At 61.1% G+C, this 16,713-nt stretch carries 17 protein-coding genes; 7 read left to right on the top strand and 10 right to left on the bottom strand.

Features of this window, described 5'->3' with window-relative positions; all coding sequences use genetic code 11:
- Both J3D54_RS12415 and J3D54_RS12410 read right to left on the bottom strand, forming a co-directional pair.
- Nucleotides 1-1,056 (bottom strand): Gfo/Idh/MocA family protein, encoded by a 1,056-nt coding sequence (locus J3D54_RS12415; RefSeq protein ID WP_253418432.1) that lies wholly within the window; start codon nt 1,054-1,056, stop codon nt 1-3.
- A 122-nt stretch (nt 1,057-1,178) separates the two neighbouring features.
- Complete coding sequence (locus tag J3D54_RS12410; RefSeq protein WP_019650918.1) at nt 1,179-1,955, bottom strand: IclR family transcriptional regulator; 777 nt, start codon at nt 1,953-1,955, stop codon at nt 1,179-1,181.
- A 174-nt stretch (nt 1,956-2,129) separates the two neighbouring features.
- Between J3D54_RS12410 and J3D54_RS12405 the strand changes: the two genes are divergently transcribed.
- From J3D54_RS12405 to J3D54_RS12395, 3 genes are all read left to right on the top strand, one after another.
- Complete coding sequence (locus J3D54_RS12405) at nt 2,130-3,842, top strand: FAD-dependent oxidoreductase (RefSeq protein ID WP_253418429.1); 1,713 nt, start codon at nt 2,130-2,132, stop codon at nt 3,840-3,842.
- Nucleotides 3,843-4,036: 194 nt separating this feature from the next.
- Complete coding sequence (locus tag J3D54_RS12400) at nt 4,037-4,930, top strand: neutral zinc metallopeptidase (protein ID WP_253418427.1); 894 nt, start codon at nt 4,037-4,039, stop codon at nt 4,928-4,930.
- Nucleotides 4,930-5,892 (top strand): alpha/beta fold hydrolase, encoded by a 963-nt coding sequence (locus tag J3D54_RS12395; protein WP_253418424.1) that lies wholly within the window; start codon nt 4,930-4,932, stop codon nt 5,890-5,892. Before J3D54_RS12400 ends, J3D54_RS12395 begins: the two co-directional genes overlap by 1 nt.
- A gap of 116 nt (nt 5,893-6,008) precedes the next feature.
- On the opposite strand, the gene J3D54_RS12390 is transcribed toward J3D54_RS12395, so the two are convergent.
- From J3D54_RS12390 to J3D54_RS12380, 3 genes are all read right to left on the bottom strand, one after another.
- On the bottom strand, nt 6,009-6,602 hold the full coding sequence (locus tag J3D54_RS12390) for an HAD family hydrolase (protein WP_253418421.1): 594 nt from the start codon (nt 6,600-6,602) through the stop codon (nt 6,009-6,011).
- Entirely contained in the window at nt 6,599-7,468 is an 870-nt protein-coding gene (gene tesB, locus J3D54_RS12385) for an acyl-CoA thioesterase II (protein WP_253418419.1), read from the bottom strand. The genes J3D54_RS12390 and tesB overlap by 4 nt, the downstream gene beginning before the upstream one ends.
- A 106-nt stretch (nt 7,469-7,574) precedes the next feature.
- On the bottom strand, nt 7,575-8,144 hold the full coding sequence (locus J3D54_RS12380; RefSeq protein WP_253418417.1) for a GNAT family N-acetyltransferase: 570 nt from the start codon (nt 8,142-8,144) through the stop codon (nt 7,575-7,577).
- 91 nt (nt 8,145-8,235) lie between these two features.
- On the opposite strand from J3D54_RS12380, the gene J3D54_RS12375 reads away from it, so the two are divergent.
- The gene (locus J3D54_RS12375) at nt 8,236-9,156 is read left to right on the top strand and encodes a histone deacetylase (protein ID WP_253418415.1); all 921 of its coding nucleotides are present in this window, start codon (nt 8,236-8,238) and stop codon (nt 9,154-9,156) included.
- A 295-nt stretch (nt 9,157-9,451) separates the two neighbouring features.
- Nucleotides 9,452-10,693, top strand: a complete 1,242-nt coding sequence (locus J3D54_RS12370; RefSeq protein ID WP_253418413.1) for a TIGR03862 family flavoprotein — start codon at nt 9,452-9,454, stop codon at nt 10,691-10,693.
- Between the two features lie 123 nt (nt 10,694-10,816).
- Here the strand turns inward: J3D54_RS12370 and J3D54_RS12365 are convergent, their stop codons facing one another.
- On the bottom strand, nt 10,817-12,151 hold the full coding sequence (locus tag J3D54_RS12365; RefSeq protein ID WP_253418411.1) for a DEAD/DEAH box helicase: 1,335 nt from the start codon (nt 12,149-12,151) through the stop codon (nt 10,817-10,819).
- Nucleotides 12,152-12,216: 65 nt separating this feature from the next.
- Nucleotides 12,217-13,143, bottom strand: a complete 927-nt coding sequence (gene yedA / locus J3D54_RS12360) for a drug/metabolite exporter YedA (RefSeq protein WP_253418409.1) — start codon at nt 13,141-13,143, stop codon at nt 12,217-12,219.
- Between the two features lie 163 nt (nt 13,144-13,306).
- Between yedA and J3D54_RS12355 the strand changes: the two genes are divergently transcribed.
- Nucleotides 13,307-13,762, top strand: a complete 456-nt coding sequence (locus J3D54_RS12355; RefSeq protein WP_253418407.1) for an Lrp/AsnC family transcriptional regulator — start codon at nt 13,307-13,309, stop codon at nt 13,760-13,762.
- A gap of 32 nt (nt 13,763-13,794) precedes the next feature.
- On the opposite strand, the gene J3D54_RS12350 is transcribed toward J3D54_RS12355, so the two are convergent.
- From J3D54_RS12350 to J3D54_RS12340, 3 genes are all read right to left on the bottom strand, one after another.
- The gene (locus tag J3D54_RS12350; protein ID WP_253418404.1) at nt 13,795-14,406 is read right to left on the bottom strand and encodes a PolC-type DNA polymerase III; all 612 of its coding nucleotides are present in this window, start codon (nt 14,404-14,406) and stop codon (nt 13,795-13,797) included.
- A 22-nt stretch (nt 14,407-14,428) separates the two neighbouring features.
- The gene (locus tag J3D54_RS12345; RefSeq protein ID WP_253418402.1) at nt 14,429-14,908 is read right to left on the bottom strand and encodes an NYN domain-containing protein; all 480 of its coding nucleotides are present in this window, start codon (nt 14,906-14,908) and stop codon (nt 14,429-14,431) included.
- Nucleotides 14,909-15,067: 159 nt separating this feature from the next.
- Nucleotides 15,068-15,844: a DUF2076 domain-containing protein gene (locus tag J3D54_RS12340; protein ID WP_253418400.1), complete on the bottom strand. Its 777-nt coding sequence runs from the start codon at nt 15,842-15,844 to the stop codon at nt 15,068-15,070.
- Nucleotides 15,845-16,021: 177 nt separating this feature from the next.
- On the opposite strand from J3D54_RS12340, the gene J3D54_RS12335 reads away from it, so the two are divergent.
- The gene (locus tag J3D54_RS12335) at nt 16,022-16,696 is read left to right on the top strand and encodes a YciC family protein (RefSeq protein WP_253418399.1); all 675 of its coding nucleotides are present in this window, start codon (nt 16,022-16,024) and stop codon (nt 16,694-16,696) included.
- Nucleotides 16,697-16,713 lie beyond the last annotated feature (17 nt).

The following is a 16,713-nucleotide window of genomic DNA, read 5'->3' as shown; positions in this document are numbered from 1 at the left end:
TCATTCCTCGATCAACATCGGGGTGCAGGCGCGACCGGTTTCGGCGGCCTCGCGAATCGCCTCAACCAGCGCCAGGGTGCGCGCAGCATCGGCAGCGCTCACCAAGGGTTCGACTTCCCGGCGCGCCACGCGCACGAAATGCTGCAACTGCAAACGCAACGCTTCATCGGCGCTGAAGCTTTCTTGTTCTGCCAGCAACGGTTGGTGCCATCCGCCATCGACGTCGGCGTAGTGCCAGCGCTTGAGCTGCGGAATGCTCAATGCACCGCCCGTCCCGGCCAGCAAGTAACAGGGCTGATCGGCCTGGCACGGATAGACCGGGTTCTCCCCGGAATCCAGCTCCCAACTCCAGGGCGCCGCCACCGCGTCGGAACCGGTCAGGCTGCCCAGTGCGCCATTGTCGAATTGCAGCAACACCGCCGCACAATCTTCGTTGGCAAACCCGCGCACCGCATTGCTGGTGATCGCCTGCACCTGCCGCACTTCGCCACACAGATGGCGCAGCAGGTCGAGGTCGTGAATCAGGTTGGTCAGCAACATCCCTGCACCGGGCTCGCGGCGCCACTGCGTTTCGAAATAGCTGTCGGGTTTGCGCAGCTGCCAGAGCGCCGTCACCGTCGTCAGCTGCCCCAAAGCGCCGCCCTGCACCAGCTCATGGGCGCGAACGATCAACGGATTGTGCCGGCGATGATGGCCGACCAGCACGGGGATGCCGGTGGTTTTCGATGCAGCCACCAGTTCGCGCGCTTCATCCAGGTGCACACCGACCGGTTTTTCCAGCAGCACCGGCACGCCGGCGGCGAGGCAATCGAGTGCAGTGCTGACGTGGAGTGTGTTCGGGTTGGCGACGATGACCGCATCTGGCTTCACCTGCTCCAGCATCTGACGGTGATCAGCGAAATACCCCACGCCCCATTCGGCCGCGAAGCCTGCCGCTTGTGGGCCAGGATCGGCCACCGCACACAACGTCGCTTGCGTCAGGGTTTGCAGATGCCGGTAATGCTGCTGACCCATGTTGCCGGCACCGATCAGGGCGATGCGAAGGGGCGAAGTCACGGTGCGGTCCTCTTGTGATTATTGTCGGAAGGATGAATTCCGACAATTTAGAACCTGGTTCCAGATTCTTACACGGGCGAACCACAAAAGTGTGCGAACAGCGCACACGATCTTTTGAAACGTCAGCTGAACAACTCAGATGCCAGGCTTGCCGCCGACAGCTCTTCAGTAAATTTCAACAACAACGGCGCCAACTCATGCAGCCGCGCCCCCGGCATCCGCGCGCTTGGCCCGGCAATGCTCAGCACACCGATCACTCGACCGTCGCCTGGGTGGCGCACCACCGCCGCAATCGCCGAGGTGCCCACGGCCGAACTTTCTTCGACCCAGGCGTAGCCCTGCTCTCGCGCCAGACGCAAACGTTCCAGTAATTCAATGTTGGATCGCGGCGCATTCGGCCCCAGGTCTTTCGGCCGTTCGCTCCCCTGACGCTCCACCAGCGACAACGCTTCAGCATCGCTCATGCACGCCAGCCATGCGTGACCCGAGGCGGTGTAGAACAATGGCGCATCACGACCCATGTCCGGGTCGTAACGCAGCCCCGAGCGAGCGCCTTGAGACTTGGCGATCCAGACCTGGCGCTCGCCTTCAATAACGCCAAGGCGCACCAGTTCACCGGTTTCCTCGGCCAGGCGATCGAGCACCGGCTGCACGATATCCGCGCCGCTGCTCGACAGGTAACGGAAACCCATCGCCACCAGTTTGGTCGACAGGTGATAGCGCAGGTTCTCTGGATTCTGTCGCACGTAACCCAGCCGAATCAGCTCGGCGAGCAGCCGGTGAGTCGCGCTTTTAGGGATGTCCAGTTGCTCCGCCAGCGTCTGCATCGGCAGGCCGCGAGGATCACTGGTGAGGCTTTCCAGCACGCTGAAAACACGTTCGATCTGACTACCGGCCATGGGGGGATTCCACTCGAAATTTTGCCGATTCTAGAAGACAAACCATGTAATGCGAAATCTGGAACCCGCTGTCCGATAACCGCCCTCTTTACACCGAGAATGGTTGCCGAGGTCAATCAAGTCTTTATATTTTTTGGAATCTAATTCCAAAAAATAATCTGGAGCTTTTAAACGATGCCTGCCGAATCTCACCTCCTTGCGGACATCGAATGCGATGTGCTGATCGTCGGCTCCGGCGCGGCCGGCTTGTCCGCGGCCGTTACCGCGGCCTGGCATGGCTTGAAAGTGATCGTGGTCGAGAAAGACCCGGTATTCGGCGGCGCCACGGCATGGTCCGGTGGATGGGCCTGGGTGCCGTGCAATCCCCTGGCGCGTCGTGCCGGCATCGTCGAAGACGTCGAGCAACCGCGCACCTACCTGAAACACGAGTTGGGTGAGCGTTACGATCCGGCGATGATCGACGCGTTCCTTGAGGCTGGCCCGCAAATGGTCGCGTTCTTCGAGCGGCACACCTCCCTGCAATTCGCCGACGGCAACACCATCGCCGACATTCATGGCGACACACCGGGTGCCGGCACCGGCGGACGGTCGGTGATCGCTGCGCCTTATGACGGGCGAAAAGTCGGCAAGCTACTGAAGCGTCTTCGTAAAACCATGCGGGAAACTTCGTTCATGGGCATGCCGATCATGGCGGGGGCGGACCTGAGCGCATTTCTCAACCTGACTCGCTCTTTGCCCGCTGCGTGGCACGTGACCCGCCGCTTTGCCCGACACCTGCTCGACCTCGCCGTTCATGGCCGGGCGATGCAACTGGTCAACGGTGTTGCGCTGATCGCACGGCTGGCGAAGTCTGCCGAAGACTTGGGTGTATTGCTCTGGGAATCGGCACCGGTGACCGAGTTGCTTCGCGAAGGCGATCAGGTCCGAGGCGCGGTAGTCAGTACCGCCAAAGGTAAAACCCGCATCCATGCACGCAAGGCCGTGGTGCTCGCCGCAGGCGGGTTTGCCAATGACATCGAGCGGCGCAAGGCGCTGTTCCCTCGCACACCGACCGGCAACGAACACCTGGCCCTACCGCCTCTCGGCGTCACAGGTGATGGTTTGCGATTGGGCGAAAGCGCTGGTGCGCGAGTCAACATCGACATGGCATCGCCCGTGGCCTGGGCGCCGGTTTCGCAAGTGCCGCACAGTGACGGCAGCATCGGCCACTTCCCACACATCATCGAGCGCGGCAAACCGGGGGTCATCGGCGTACTGAGCAACGGCCGGCGCTTCGTCAACGAAGCCGACGGCTATTACGACTACGTGACGGCCATGGTCGCCGCCGCACCGCAGGGCGAAGAAGTCGCCTCCTGGCTGATCTGCACCCATGGTTTTCAGCGGCGTTATGGCTTGGGGATTTCTCGGCCTTTTCCAGTGCCGCTGTCATCCTTTATCCGCAGTGGTTATCTGAAAACCGGCAACACTGTCGAGGAATTGGCCCTGGCCTGCGGCATCGACCCAAACGGATTGCGCAGCACGGTGGATGAATACAACCGGCATGCACGCAACGGTGAAGATCCGTTGTTTGGTCGTGGCTCGACGCCCTACAACCGCAAACAGGGCGATGCATCGCAGCAGCCCAACCCGTGCGTCGCGCCGATTGAACAAGGCCCGTTCTACGCGGTGAAGGTGCAGCCCGGCTGCTTTGGCACCTTCGCCGGGCTCAAGGTCAACAAACACGCGCAAGTTCTCGATGAATCGGCACAGGTCATCGCCGGGTTGTACGCGGCGGGCGGCGACATGGCCAGCATCATGGGCGGGCACTATCCCGCCGGGGGCATCAATCTTGGCCCGGCGCTGACCTTCGGCTACATCGCTGCACGCCATATCGCCGGTATCGAGTGAGTTTGATCAGCGACTCTCGAGGCAAGCATTCGCCCGCTCGGTAAAAACCTGTCGCGCTGAAGGAATTCGCTGGGCTAACCTCGTTCAATACAAGTCTGAAATATTCCGTGTGCAGTAAAAGACAGACGACCGGACTGGCGCCGCTTTCACTGACCAGCAACACTCATCACCATATTCAACCGAGGATTCCCCCCATGCTTTGGAAAAAAGGCCGACGCAGCGACAACGTGGTTGATGCCCGTGGCGATGATGTCGGCGGTGGGGGCGGCGGGATGCGCTTCGGCGGGGGCAAGGGCCTGAGCCTGACGGCGATCCTGTTGATCGTCGGGATCGGCTGGATCACCGGCCAGGACCCGATGCAGATCCTCGGTCAATTGACCGGGCAAATGAGCGAGCAATCGGCCCCGGCCACTCCCCAAACCCGCAAGGCACCACCGGCCAATGATGAAGGTGCCGAATTCGTGCGCTCGATCCTCGGCGACACCGAAGACACTTGGGGCCAGATTTTCCAGCAAGCCGGTCGGCAATATAAAGACCCGACCCTGGTGCTGTTCAGCAATCAGGTGAACTCGGCGTGCGGATTGGCGACGTCGGCGACCGGTCCGTTCTATTGCCCGGCGGACCAGAAGGTCTACCTGGACATGAGTTTCTTCCAGGAAATGTCGCAACGCTTTTCCGCCGCAGGTGATTTCGCCCAAGCCTACGTGATCGCTCACGAAGTCGGACACCACGTGCAGACCTTGCTTGGCGTTTCGGCGAAGATTCAGACCGCTCGGCAGCAGGGCCGGCAAATGGAGGGCGACGGTGGTTTGCTGGTACGGCAAGAGCTACAAGCCGACTGCCTGGCCGGGGTCTGGGCCAACAATGCGCAGAAGCGCCTGAACTGGCTGGAACCCGGTGACATCGAAGAAGCCCTGAACGCCGCCAACGCCATCGGCGATGACCGCTTGCAACAGCAAGGTCAGGGCCGCGTGGTACCGGACTCGTTTACTCATGGCACGTCAGCGCAAAGGGTGCGCTGGTTCAAAGCCGGATTCGCACAGGGCGAAATCGGCCAGTGCGATACCTTTGCCGCGAAGAATCTGTAATGCGCAGGTGGCTGCTGGCTCTGTTGATCACTTGCGCAAGTACCCAGGCTGCCGAGCAGGGGGTCAAGGCGATCAGTTCCGGGCGCCTGCTATTGAGCGCCGGCGAAATCGCGGTGGGCATCGGCCCGACACCGGCGAAGAAGATCGAACGGGTACTGATCATCATCCATGGTCGTTTGCGCAACGCTGAAACCTACCGCCAGAGCGCCGAGCACGCCGCCGAGCAAGCCGGGCAAAGCGAGAACACCTTGGTGCTCGCCCCGCAGTTTCTCAATGAAACCGACATCGCGAGCCACCCGGTGCCTGACAGCGTTTTACGCTGGCGGGGCAATGACTGGATGGCCGGCGGCTTATCCACAGCGCCATTTACCTTGAGTTCCTATGCGGCGCTCGATGAAATCATCGCTCGCCTGGGGGATCGGCGACAGTTTCCGGACGTGAAGCAAATCGTCATCGCCGGTCACTCCGGCGGCGCTCAGGTGGTTCAGCGTTACGCCTTGTTGAGCCACCCTCAGCCAGCCCTCGACACAGCGGGGGTGAAATTACGCTATGTAATCGCCAATCCTTCGTCGTACGCCTACTTCAATGAACAACGGCCGGCGGCTTTCAGCCACGCGAGCTGTCCGAACTTCAACCGCTGGAAGTACGGGCTCGCGGACTTGCCCGCCTATGCCGACGGGCAAACGCCCGCGCAGCTGGAAGAAAACTACGTCAAACGTGACATCGTTTATTTGCTCGGGCAGCAGGACATCGACCCGAATCACCCGGCGCTGGATAAAAGTTGTGAAGCCAAAGCCCAGGGCGCTTCTCGTTTGATTCGCGGGCGTAACTTTTTCAATTATCTGAAACGCCGCCATCCTCAAGGGTTGAGTCAGCAGCTGATCGAAGTGCCCGGGGTCGGGCACAGTGGGGACGGAATGTTTACCTCGCCTGAGGGGCAGAAGGCGTTGTTCGGGCAGTGAGTTTTTGCGGTGTCTGATCTGACGCCATCGCGGGCAAGCCCGTTCCCACAAGGATGGTGCATAACCCTGTGGGAGCGGGCTTGCCCGCGATAGCGGTTAACCAGACGACCAATTCCTCAAGCCGACAGCAGCTGCCGCAACTCCACGCAATCGCGCGCATGCCAATCGGTCAATTCCGGCCACGGATTATCCGGCAGGTTCACCAACACCGTCCGCGTTCCCGCCGCCCGGCCGCAATCCAGATCGAAGCGGTAATCACCGACCATCACCATTTCGCTCGCCGGCACCTTCCAGGCCTCGGCCAGTTTCAGTAAACCACCGGGGTGCGGTTTGGGCGGTGCCTCATCGCGGCCCAGTACATCCTCCACCGCAAAGCAATCGGCCAGGCCAATCGCCTCCAGCGTGACATGCGCCAGCTCGCGAGCATTGCGCGTGAGAATGCCCAGACGATAACCGCGCCCGGCCAACTCACGCACCAGTTCCACCGCGCCCGGCGCCGGTTTCGAACCCCGTGCCAGATCCCGTTCATGCTCCAGCAGCCACGCATGCTTGGCCGCCGCTTCTTCGGCCGGCAGCGCAGCGAGGTGGGTCAGAATGTCGTGTTCTGCAGGAATCGCCAATGCCACGCGGATCGCCGCGAAGTCATGCACGGCCACGGTCAGGGTGCCGTCCATGTCGAACACCCAGTACCGGACGTCGGCCAGGCTCATGCCCAATCCTTGCGATGACGAATCAGGCCTTCCTGAGTGACCGAGGCCACCAGTTGTCCGGCACGGTTGAACACGCTGCCACGGGAGAACCCGCGCGAGTTGCCGGCCCACGGGCTGTCCATGGCGTACAGCAACCAGTCATCGGCACGCAGGTCGGCATGGAACCACAACGCGTGATCAAGGCTGGCGACCTGCATGTCTTTCTGCCAGACCGATTTGCCGTGGGGCAGCATCGAGGTGGTCAGCAAACCGAAGTCCGAAGCGTAGGCCAGCAGGTATTTGTGCAGCGCCGGAATGTCGGCCAACGCACCGTCAGCGCGGAACCAGACGTATTTGACCGGATCGGCAGGCTGCGGGTTGTAGGGATCTTTCTCGGTCACCGGCCGGAATTCGATCGGTTTCGGGCACAGCAGTTTTTCGCGCATGTGCTCGGGGATCAGGTGCGCGCGCTGCTGAGTGAGCTCCAGCTCCGACGGCAGATTTTCCGGGCCGACCACTTGCGGCATTTCGCTCTGGTGCTGGAAGCCTTCTTCGTCGTACTGGAACGAAGCACTGCAGGTGAAAATCGGGTTGCCCTTCTGGATCGCCGTCACCCGACGCGTGCTGAAACTGCCGCCATCGCGCACCCGATCGACCTGATACACCACCGGCAACTTCGCATCACCCGGACGCAGAAAATAGCCGTGCATCGAGTGCACATGGCGGGTTTCTTCGACGGTCTGACTGGCCGCCGACAGGGACTGGCCGAGCACCTGGCCGCCGAACAACTGACGGAAACCCAGGTCCTGGCTGCGGCCACGGAACAGGTTTTCTTCAATCGGCTCCAGGGTCAGCAGGTCTACCAGATCTTCCAACACTTGGCTCATTCAGACTCTCCTCACACAAAGCAATGCCGCGCAGTCTTGGCTGCAGCGGTCGATTCAGTTTATGGCCCGCTTCAATATGAGGACCATTGTAAACATCCGCGCCTGCTTATCCATGCAAGGTTTGCAGCCATTGCTCACGGGTGATGCGGTACAAAACATACGGGCGCAGCGGATGATCCGCTGCAAGCCTGGGGTGCTCGAAGTCATCGGCGGGGGCATGTTGCATACCGATTGCCTGCATGACTTTTTGCGAAGGCAGATTGGTTTCAGTGGTGAACGCCACGACCTCCTGCAGCGCCAACCGGTCAAACCCGCAGCGCAGAGCGGTCCACGCCGCCTCGCTGGCATAACCCAGGCCCCAGTGCTCGCGCGCCAGGCGCCAGCCGATCTCGATGGCCGGCGTGAACGGCGCGTCGAAACCGACCACACTCAGCCCGGTAAACCCGATGAACGCTCCCGTGTCCTTGCGCTCCAGTGCCCAGAGGCCGAAACCATGCTCGGCAAAGTGCCCGCGAACCCGACCGATCAGCGCGGCACTTTCCAGCCGACTCAAGGGCTCCGGAAAATAACGCATCACCTGTGGATCGGCGCACATCGCCGCAAACGCCGGCAAATCCTCATCGTGCCACTGCCGTAACGACAGTCGCGCGCTTTCGAGTTCCAGTATCGGCTCCATCGTGCCCCTCCCCTCTGTTTCCATGCCGCAAGTCTACATCGCTGGTAGGATCGTTCACTCATTCCTACATGCCTTCCCCGATAAATCAGCCATGCCCCTGCCCCTGATCTACCACGAAGACTACAGCCCCGAGTTCCCGGCGGATCACCGCTTCCCCATGGACAAGTTTCGCCTGCTGCGCGATCACCTGGTGGACAGTGGCCTGACCCGTGACATCGACCTGCTGCGCCCGGACCTGTGCCCGGCGGATATTCTCGCCCTCGCCCATGACCCTGCGTATATCGCGCGCTACATGGACGGCGAGTTGTCCCGCGAAGACCAGCGACGTCTCGGCCTGCCCTGGAGCGAAGCACTGGCCCGGCGCACGGTGCGGGCAGTCGGCGGTTCGCTGCTGGCGGCCGAACAGGCGCTGGAACATGGTTTGGCTTGTCACTTGGCCGGCGGCACGCACCACGCGCATTACGATCACCCTGCCGGGTTCTGCATCTTCAATGACCTGGCGGTGATCAGCCATTACCTGCTGGAAAGTGGCCGAGTGAATCGGGTGCTGATCTTCGACTGCGATGTGCATCAAGGCGATGGGACTGCACGAATCCTGCACAACACTCCGGAGGCAGTGACCGTTTCCCTCCACTGCGAAAAGAATTTTCCTGCACGCAAAGCCGAAAGTGATTGGGACATCCCGTTGCCGATGGGCATGGGCGATGCCGATTACCTGAAGGTGGTGGACGATGCGCTCAACTATTTGCTGCCGCTCTACCAACCAGACCTGGTGCTGTATGACGCCGGCGTCGATGTGCACAAGGACGACGCTCTGGGTTATCTGAAGCTGACAGACGAAGGCGTCGCCGCGCGCGATGAAAGCGTGATGCGCCATTGCCTGGGCCGGGATATCCCGGTGGTCGGTGTGATCGGCGGCGGCTACAGCAAGGACCGCAAGGCCCTGGCGCGCCGTCATGGCATCCTCCATCACAGTGCCCAGCGGGTCTGGCAGTCATCAGGTTGTCATTGATGTGTGGGTCTTTACCCACAATGCCTGTGGAACCGCCTGTGGATAACCTGAGTGAAAGGGTCTGCAGCCCATGCGGGGTATAGGCTACAGAGCGGTGGTTGTTTTTTAACCACCGTTGAAAACACCATCACCCCCTGTGGGAGCGGGCTTGCCCGCGATGAGGCCGGCACATTCAACAACTTTGTTGCCTGACAGTTCGCTATCGCGGGCAAGTCGGATCGCCGCACCGCCACTCCCACAGTTATCGTGCACTGCTAGAATGCGCGGCTTATTCCGCCACGCCGCAGCTCTCGCCATGACCCAGCCCTCCACGTCCCTTCCCCATCACGTCGCCATCATCGGCGGCGGCCCCGCCGGCTTGATGGCGGCTGAAGTGTTGAGCCAGGCCGGGGTCAAGGTCGATCTGTACGACGGCATGCCTTCAGTGGGGCGAAAATTCCTTCTCGCCGGAGTCGGCGGCATGAACATCACCCACTCCGAAGCCTACCCGGCATTTCTCTCACGCTATGCCGAACGGGCGCCGCAGATTGCGCCGCTGTTGCGGGCCTTCGGCGCCGAAGCCCTGTGCCAATGGATTCACGACCTGGGTATCGAAACCTTTGTCGGCAGCTCCGGCCGGGTGTTTCCTACCGACATGAAAGCCGCGCCCCTGTTGCGTGCCTGGCTCAAACGCCTGCGCGATGCCGGCGTAGTTATCCACACCCGCCATCGCTGGCTCGGTTGGGATAACAACGGTGACTTGCGTATCGACAGCCCCGAAGGCGAAAAAAACGTTCACGCGGATGCGACCCTGCTGGCACTCGGCGGCGGCAGCTGGTCGCGTCTTGGCTCGGACGGTGCCTGGATGTTGCCACTGGAACAGCGAGGTGTAGGACTGGTGCCGTTGCAACCGAGTAATTGCGGCTTCGAGGTCCAAGCCTGGAGCGAATTGATGGTCAGCAAATTCGCAGGCGCCCCGCTGAAAAACATCGCCATCGGCCTCAATAACGACGTGCCACGGCTCGGCGAGTGTGTGATCACCGCCACGGGGATTGAAGGCAGTTTGATCTACGCCCTCTCCGCACCGATCCGCGAAGCGATCAATCAGCATGGCTCAGCGACCGTTCACCTCGACCTGTTGCCAGGCAAGCCTGTGGATAAAATCCAGGCGGCGCTGAGCAAACCGCGCGGCTCACGTTCCATGGCCAAACACCTGCACAGTCAGCTTGGGCTTGATGGCGTAAAAGCAGCGTTGTTGCGGGAACTGACACCGGCTGACTGTTTTGCCGACCCGGCATTGCTGGCCAAAGCGATCAAGGCATTGCCGCTGACACTGGTGAAAACCCGGCCATTGGACGAAGCCATCAGCAGCGCTGGCGGCGTGATGTTCGAGGCGATGGATGAACGTTTGATGCTCAAGCAACTGCCCGGCGTGTTCTGCGCCGGGGAAATGCTCGATTGGGAAGCGCCGACCGGCGGCTATCTACTGACCGCGTGTTTCGCCAGCGGGCGAGCGGCGGGGTTGGGGATGGTGGAGTGGTTGCGGCGCAAGGATTGAACACCGTGTCGCGCCCATCGCGAGCAGGCTCGCTCCCACAGGTGACCGAGTTCTTTCATAGGAATACGGTCAATGTGGGAGCGAGCCTGCTCGCGATGGCGGCCTAACAGGCGCCGCAGCTAATCAAGGCTTACGCTTGCGCGGCCCGGTATTGAACACCGGTACTTTACGCACAGGCTTGATCGAAGGCTCCGGCGCCGATGCCTCACCGCTCTCGACCCATTTACCCAGGTTGCGCTTGCCACCACCGGAGGCCTTGGGCTTCTTCGGTTTTTTCGGCTTTTTGATCACCTGACCGCTGGCATCGGTATCCGGCACGCGGTGCTCGGGTTCGAAGTCCGGCTCCATCTGACGAGTCAACGTCTGACGGGTCAGCATCTCGATGGCTGACAGCTGATTCACTTCATCGGCGCAGACCAGCGAAATCGCCTGCCCGGTTGCACCCGCACGGCCGGTACGACCGATGCGGTGGATGTAGTCCTCTGCCACGATCGGCAGGTCGAAGTTGACCACCAATGGCAAATCTTCGATATCCAGACCACGTGCTGCCACGTCGGTGGCCACAAGGATCTGCACTTCGCTGGCCTTGAACCGATCCAGCGCCCGCTGACGGGTCGCCTGAGGTTTATCGCCGTGAATACCGTCGGCATTGACGCCCAGGCCCTGGAGTTTTTCCACCAACGCGTCTACACCGTTGCGGGTCTTGGCGAACACCAGCACCTGCTTCCACTTGCCCTTGCGCATCAAGTGCACGAACAACTCCGGCTTGCGCTTCTTGTCCACCGTCACTACCCATTGCTTGACGGTGTTGGCGGCTACGTTGCGCGGGCTGACTTCGACGCTCAGCGGGTCGTTGAGCATTTGCCCGGCCAGCGTGCGGATGGCATCGGAGAACGTTGCAGAGAACAGCAGCGTCTGACGTTTCTTCGGCAGGGCTTTATAGATATTCCCCAGTTCCTCAGAAAAGCCCAGATCGAGCATGCGATCGGCTTCGTCCAGCACCAGGGTTTGCAACTGGTTGAACTTGAGCGCGTTCTGGCGGAACAGGTCGAGCAAACGGCCCGGGGTCGCCACCAACAGGTCGACGCCTTTGCGCAGCTTCATCATTTGCGGGTTGATGCTGACGCCGCCGTATACCGCGTAGGTGCTCAACGGCAGGTTCTCGGCGTACTGGCGCACCGCTTCGTGAACCTGCTCGGCCAGCTCGCGGGTCGGCACCAGAATCAGTGCGCGCACCGAGTTGGCGCTGACTTTCGGCCCTTCCATGGCCAGCAATTGCAACAGCGGCAAGGCGAAACCAGCGGTTTTGCCGGTGCCGGTCTGGGCCGCGGCCATCAGGTCGCGACCGGCCAGCACCGCCGGAATCGCTTGCGTCTGAACCGGCGTCGGAGTCTGGTAGCCAAGCGTCTCGAGGGCGCGCAGCAAGGGTTCGATCAGGCCAAGGGTGGCGAAAGTCATGGGAGTACCGTAGGAAAAATCAGCGCGATTGTGCGAAACAAGTGTGCAATGGCGCGCAGTTTACCCTAATTCGCGCGGGATTCTGTCGGCACCACTGCGGCAGGCCGATCTGCAGCACGGCGCCACTGCGGCATCCCGATCAACACCACGGCACTGATGATCACCGCCATGGCCAGCGCCTCCTCGATACCGATGGTCTCGCCAACAAATACGATCCCCAGCAACACCGCCACCGCCGGGTTGACGTAGGCATAACTGGTGGCCGCCGCCGGACGCACATGTTTCAGCAGGTACATGTAGGCATTGAAGGCAATGATCGAACCGAAAATCGTCAGGTACGCCAGCGCCGCCCAGCCTTCGATCGGCGGCAGACTTTCGAGACGCTCGCCGCTCGCCGCGCTGCCGATCAGCAACACCACGCCGCCCACCAGCATTTCCACGGCACTGGCCATCGCGCCTTGAGGCAACGGCAAGTGTTTGCTCCACACCGAGCCGAAGGCCCAGGACGCCGCCGCGAACACCAACAATGCCGCGCCCAACGGGCTCGACTGCAGGTTTGAACCGAGGTTGAGCATGGCAATGCCGATCAGCCCGAGCACAATCCCGGCCCATTCGAGACGGGTATTACGCGCGCCCCAGAAATATCCGCACAGCAAGGTAAACAGCGGCACCGTCGCCACCGCCAGCGCGGCCACGCCAGAGGCCACGCCCGTATGCTCGGCGACGCTCACCGCACCGTTACCGCACGTCAGCAGCAAGATCCCGATGATCCCCGCCGCTTTCCACTGCGCCCAGGTCGGTGCCGGTGCCCCACGCCAGCGCAGGTACGCGTACATCAACGTTCCGGCGATCACGAAGCGGATACCGGCGAGCAACAACGGCGGCCAGTACTGCACGCCGATTCGAATCACCAGGTAGGTCGATCCCCAAATCACGTACAGCGCGAAAAAAGCAGCGATCAGCGGTAAGGAAAAACGGCGTAGGCCAGGCATGGGCAGCTCGAGAACAAGACAAAGAGAGCAGCTATTCTAGAAAGGCCAACCACGGAAAATAAGCTACAAAACCTGTTTATAGCGCCGGCACACTTTTCAAAACACGGAGTTCGACGCTATAAACCGTGCTTTCGAAAGTCAGTCATTTTTCAGGAATGCCACGATGGACAAATACGACCGCATGCTCCTCAGCGCCCTGTTGGAAAACGGTCGTGCGTCCTACGCCGATCTGGCGCGCAAGGTGAACCTGTCCGCTCCGGCAGTGGCCGAACGCGTCGCCAAACTTGAGGCCTGTGGGGTGATCACCGGTTACCAGGCGAAAGTCGACATGTCCAAGATCGGCCTGCCGATCCAGTGCGTCATCGAACTGCGCCTGAACCAGCACGGTAACCAGAAAACCTACGACGAACTGATCAAAATCCCACAGCTGACCGAGTGCCATCGCGTCACCGGTGATCCGTGCGTGATCATGCAAGCGGCGGTGGGCTCGATGCCGGAGCTGGAAGAGTTGATCAACCGGATTGCCACGTTCGGGTTCAGCAAGACCTCGATTGTGTTGTCCAGCGCCATCGAGAAGCGGGTGCCGTTAGGGCAACTGGAGGGGAATGGCAAAGCGTGATGTGCCAAGCTCCCACAGGGTTTAGGTTCGACTCAGAACCCACGATGCCGCTTCAGATGCTCATTGATCTTCGCCGCCGGCACTTTCTGCAAGCTGCACAACAAATCATGGGACAACTCACGCAACCCGTGCTTTTGCCACAACTCCTGGGCCAGATGCGCCGTCAGGTTGGCCGCCATTTCCGCGTCGGCCATGGCCCGGTGAGCCTTGCCGGTATCGGGCAGGCTGGCGAAGGTGGTGAGGGTGCCGAGTTTGTGGTTCGGCGCGGCGGGCATCAGGCGGCGGGCGAGTAACAGCGAGCAGGCAAAGTTCTGCAAGCGTGTGCGCTTGATCCGCCCGAGCTCGTAGTCCCAGAACTTCTGGTCGAACGCAGCGTTGTGCGCCAGCAGCGGTGTGATGCCGACGAATTCGTTGACCTCGTTCATCACTTGCTCGGCCGAAGGCGCGGTGCGCAGCATGGCGTTGCTGATGCCGGTCAGTTGTTCGATGAAGGCAGGTACCCGCACGCCCGCGTTCATCAGGCTTTGGTAACGCTCGACGATGCGCCCCTGTTCAAGAATCACCACGGCAATTTCCGTGGCCCGGCAGCTGCTGCTCGGGGAGATCCCGGTGGTCTCAAAGTCGATGACTGCTATGCGTTCCAAACCTGTTTCAACTCCGTAAAAATCAATTCTTGAGCAGCAACGCGCCTTCGATCGGCACATAACGACTGGCGGCGCGGATCAGCGAATTGGCCGTCAGCCCCGGCACGCCGTAGGCCACCGCTTGCACGCCGTGCTTGGCAATGATGCGCTCCAGCAGCATGTCGAAATCACCGTCGCCAGAGGCCAGCACCACTTCGTCGACATGATCGGCGGCGTCCATGATGTCGAGGGTGATACCCACGTCCCAGTCGCCTTTGGCCGAGCCATCGCTGCGCTGGATGTAGGGCTTGAGCTTCACGATGAAGCCGAGATTGCGCAGGATCTGCTGGAACTGCTGCTGCTTACTGTCGCCACGATCGATCGCATAGGCATAGGCCTCGACGATCTGCCCTTGTTTGCTGACGTCAGCCCACAAAGCGGCATAGTTGAAGTGGCAACCATAGGCCTGACGCACGGTGTAATAGAGGTTCTGGACATCGACGAACACTGCGATTCTTTTCACCGCACATCCTCTCAGCGCGCTGGCGCGCGGGGTCTTGGCGCACAGGCGCGCGGGCTGGATCAGGCACCAGGCCCGAAAAGTCGCCCAGTATGCCAGCCAGAACGATAGTTCCGCGAATAATCGGCCCGGAGCGCCATCGCGCCCCGGACGAATGGTGTGTCAGATGAAAGAATCGTCGTCGTCACCGCCGAAGAACGATGAACTGTCATCCTCGTAATTCGCGTCGGTGAAACCGCCCTGATCGCTGGAGTTGTCAGCCACGCGTTGATCATTGCCCCAACCGCTGCTGTCGCTCTGATCGTTGACCTTGGCCGGTTCTTCCTTGATGACTTCAACCACTTCCGGCTGCTGATTGTGATGGAACAGGCTGCTGATGCCTTGCGCCAGCATCACGCCACCGGCCACGCCCGCTGCCGTTTTCAACGCACCACCGAGGAAACCACTGCCGACAGGCTGTTGCGGTGCGTAATTCTGCTGAGGCGGCGCTCCGAAATTCTGCTGAGCAGGTGGAGCGCCGAAGTTTTGCGGCGGCTGCGAGCTGAACGATGGCTGCCCCGGTTCACGCCAGCCGCCATTTGAGGGGGCTGCGCTTTGAGTCGGTGCAGGTTGCGGGTCACGGGAGCTACCCCCGAAGATGCTCGACAAAAAGCCGCCGCTGCTCGGTGCCGGCGCGGCTGCCTGCGCCTTGGCCTGTTGCAGTTCGGCCTGCAATTGCTGGACTTGTTGGGTGAGTTGCTTGTTCTGTTCGTCGAGGCTCTTGATGGCTGCCTCTTGCACCAGAATCGCCTGGGTCATGAAATAGCCCGCCGCTGGCTGGCGAGTCAGGTGCTCCTTGATCCGCGCTTCGGCCTGGGCGTCGCGCGGGGCTGAGTCCGTTTCGGCCTGTTGCAGCCGGGAAAACAGTCCATCGATCAGGGTTTGTTCTTCGCTGTTCATGGCGACCTCGTAGATTGCCGGGAATATCGTTGCCCTTACCCACAGTGGATAAGGTGCTCACCAGTAATGGGGCTGATACAGGATGTTTCAATGACCTTTACCGAACGTTTACGTTTGTGCCCCGAAGGGTTTGATCGGTTAAAGTGAGGCACTGCTTTCAACCTGCGATACCGACTGATGAATTCGTTCGATGTACTGCGTGACTCTCTGTATTTCTTCAAACGCAATCTGGGCCAGATCGTGCAGCTGTGCCTGCCGCTGGTGATTGTCGAGGCGCTGCTGCAACAAGTGGTCGACCACTCCACCGGGCCGGACAGTTTCGCCGGCATCAGTGTGATTGTCGGCTTGCTGGTGTATCCGCTGTACACCGCCGCGCTGATCCTGTTCCTCGATGCCCGCAGCCGCGGTGAATCGCCGCGTACCCGCGACCTGCTGGCGAGCGCCGCGACCCTGTGGCCGCGCTTCGCCGTGCTGACCGCCCTTAATACCCTGCTGATCCTGATCGGCCTGTCACTGTATTTCCTGCCGGGCATCTGGCTGATGGTGACACTGGCGTTCGGCGAGTACCTGCTGGTGCTACGCGGCCTGGCACCGCTGGCGGCGATGAAGGAAAGCCTGCGCCTGACCCGCGGGCACTTCATGCGCATTCTGGTGTGCATTCTCTGTGTGATGGGCCCGCTGTGGGTGCTCAAGGGGGCGACGCTGGCGGTTTACCCTGACCCGCAAAACCCGGTGATCTCGCTGCTGATCGACAGCGCCCACAGCTTCCTGCAGCTGTTCACCAGCGTGGTGCTGTTCCGTTTGTTCATGCTGATCGCCGATGCACCCGAGAAATCTGATGAGCGGCTCTGACCGCTCTACCCTTGGGC

This window comes from Pseudomonas sp. GGS8 (assembly GCF_024168645.1).
Classification (GTDB): domain Bacteria; phylum Pseudomonadota; class Gammaproteobacteria; order Pseudomonadales; family Pseudomonadaceae; genus Aquipseudomonas.
This window is presented reverse-complemented; position numbering and strand designations above follow the sequence as displayed.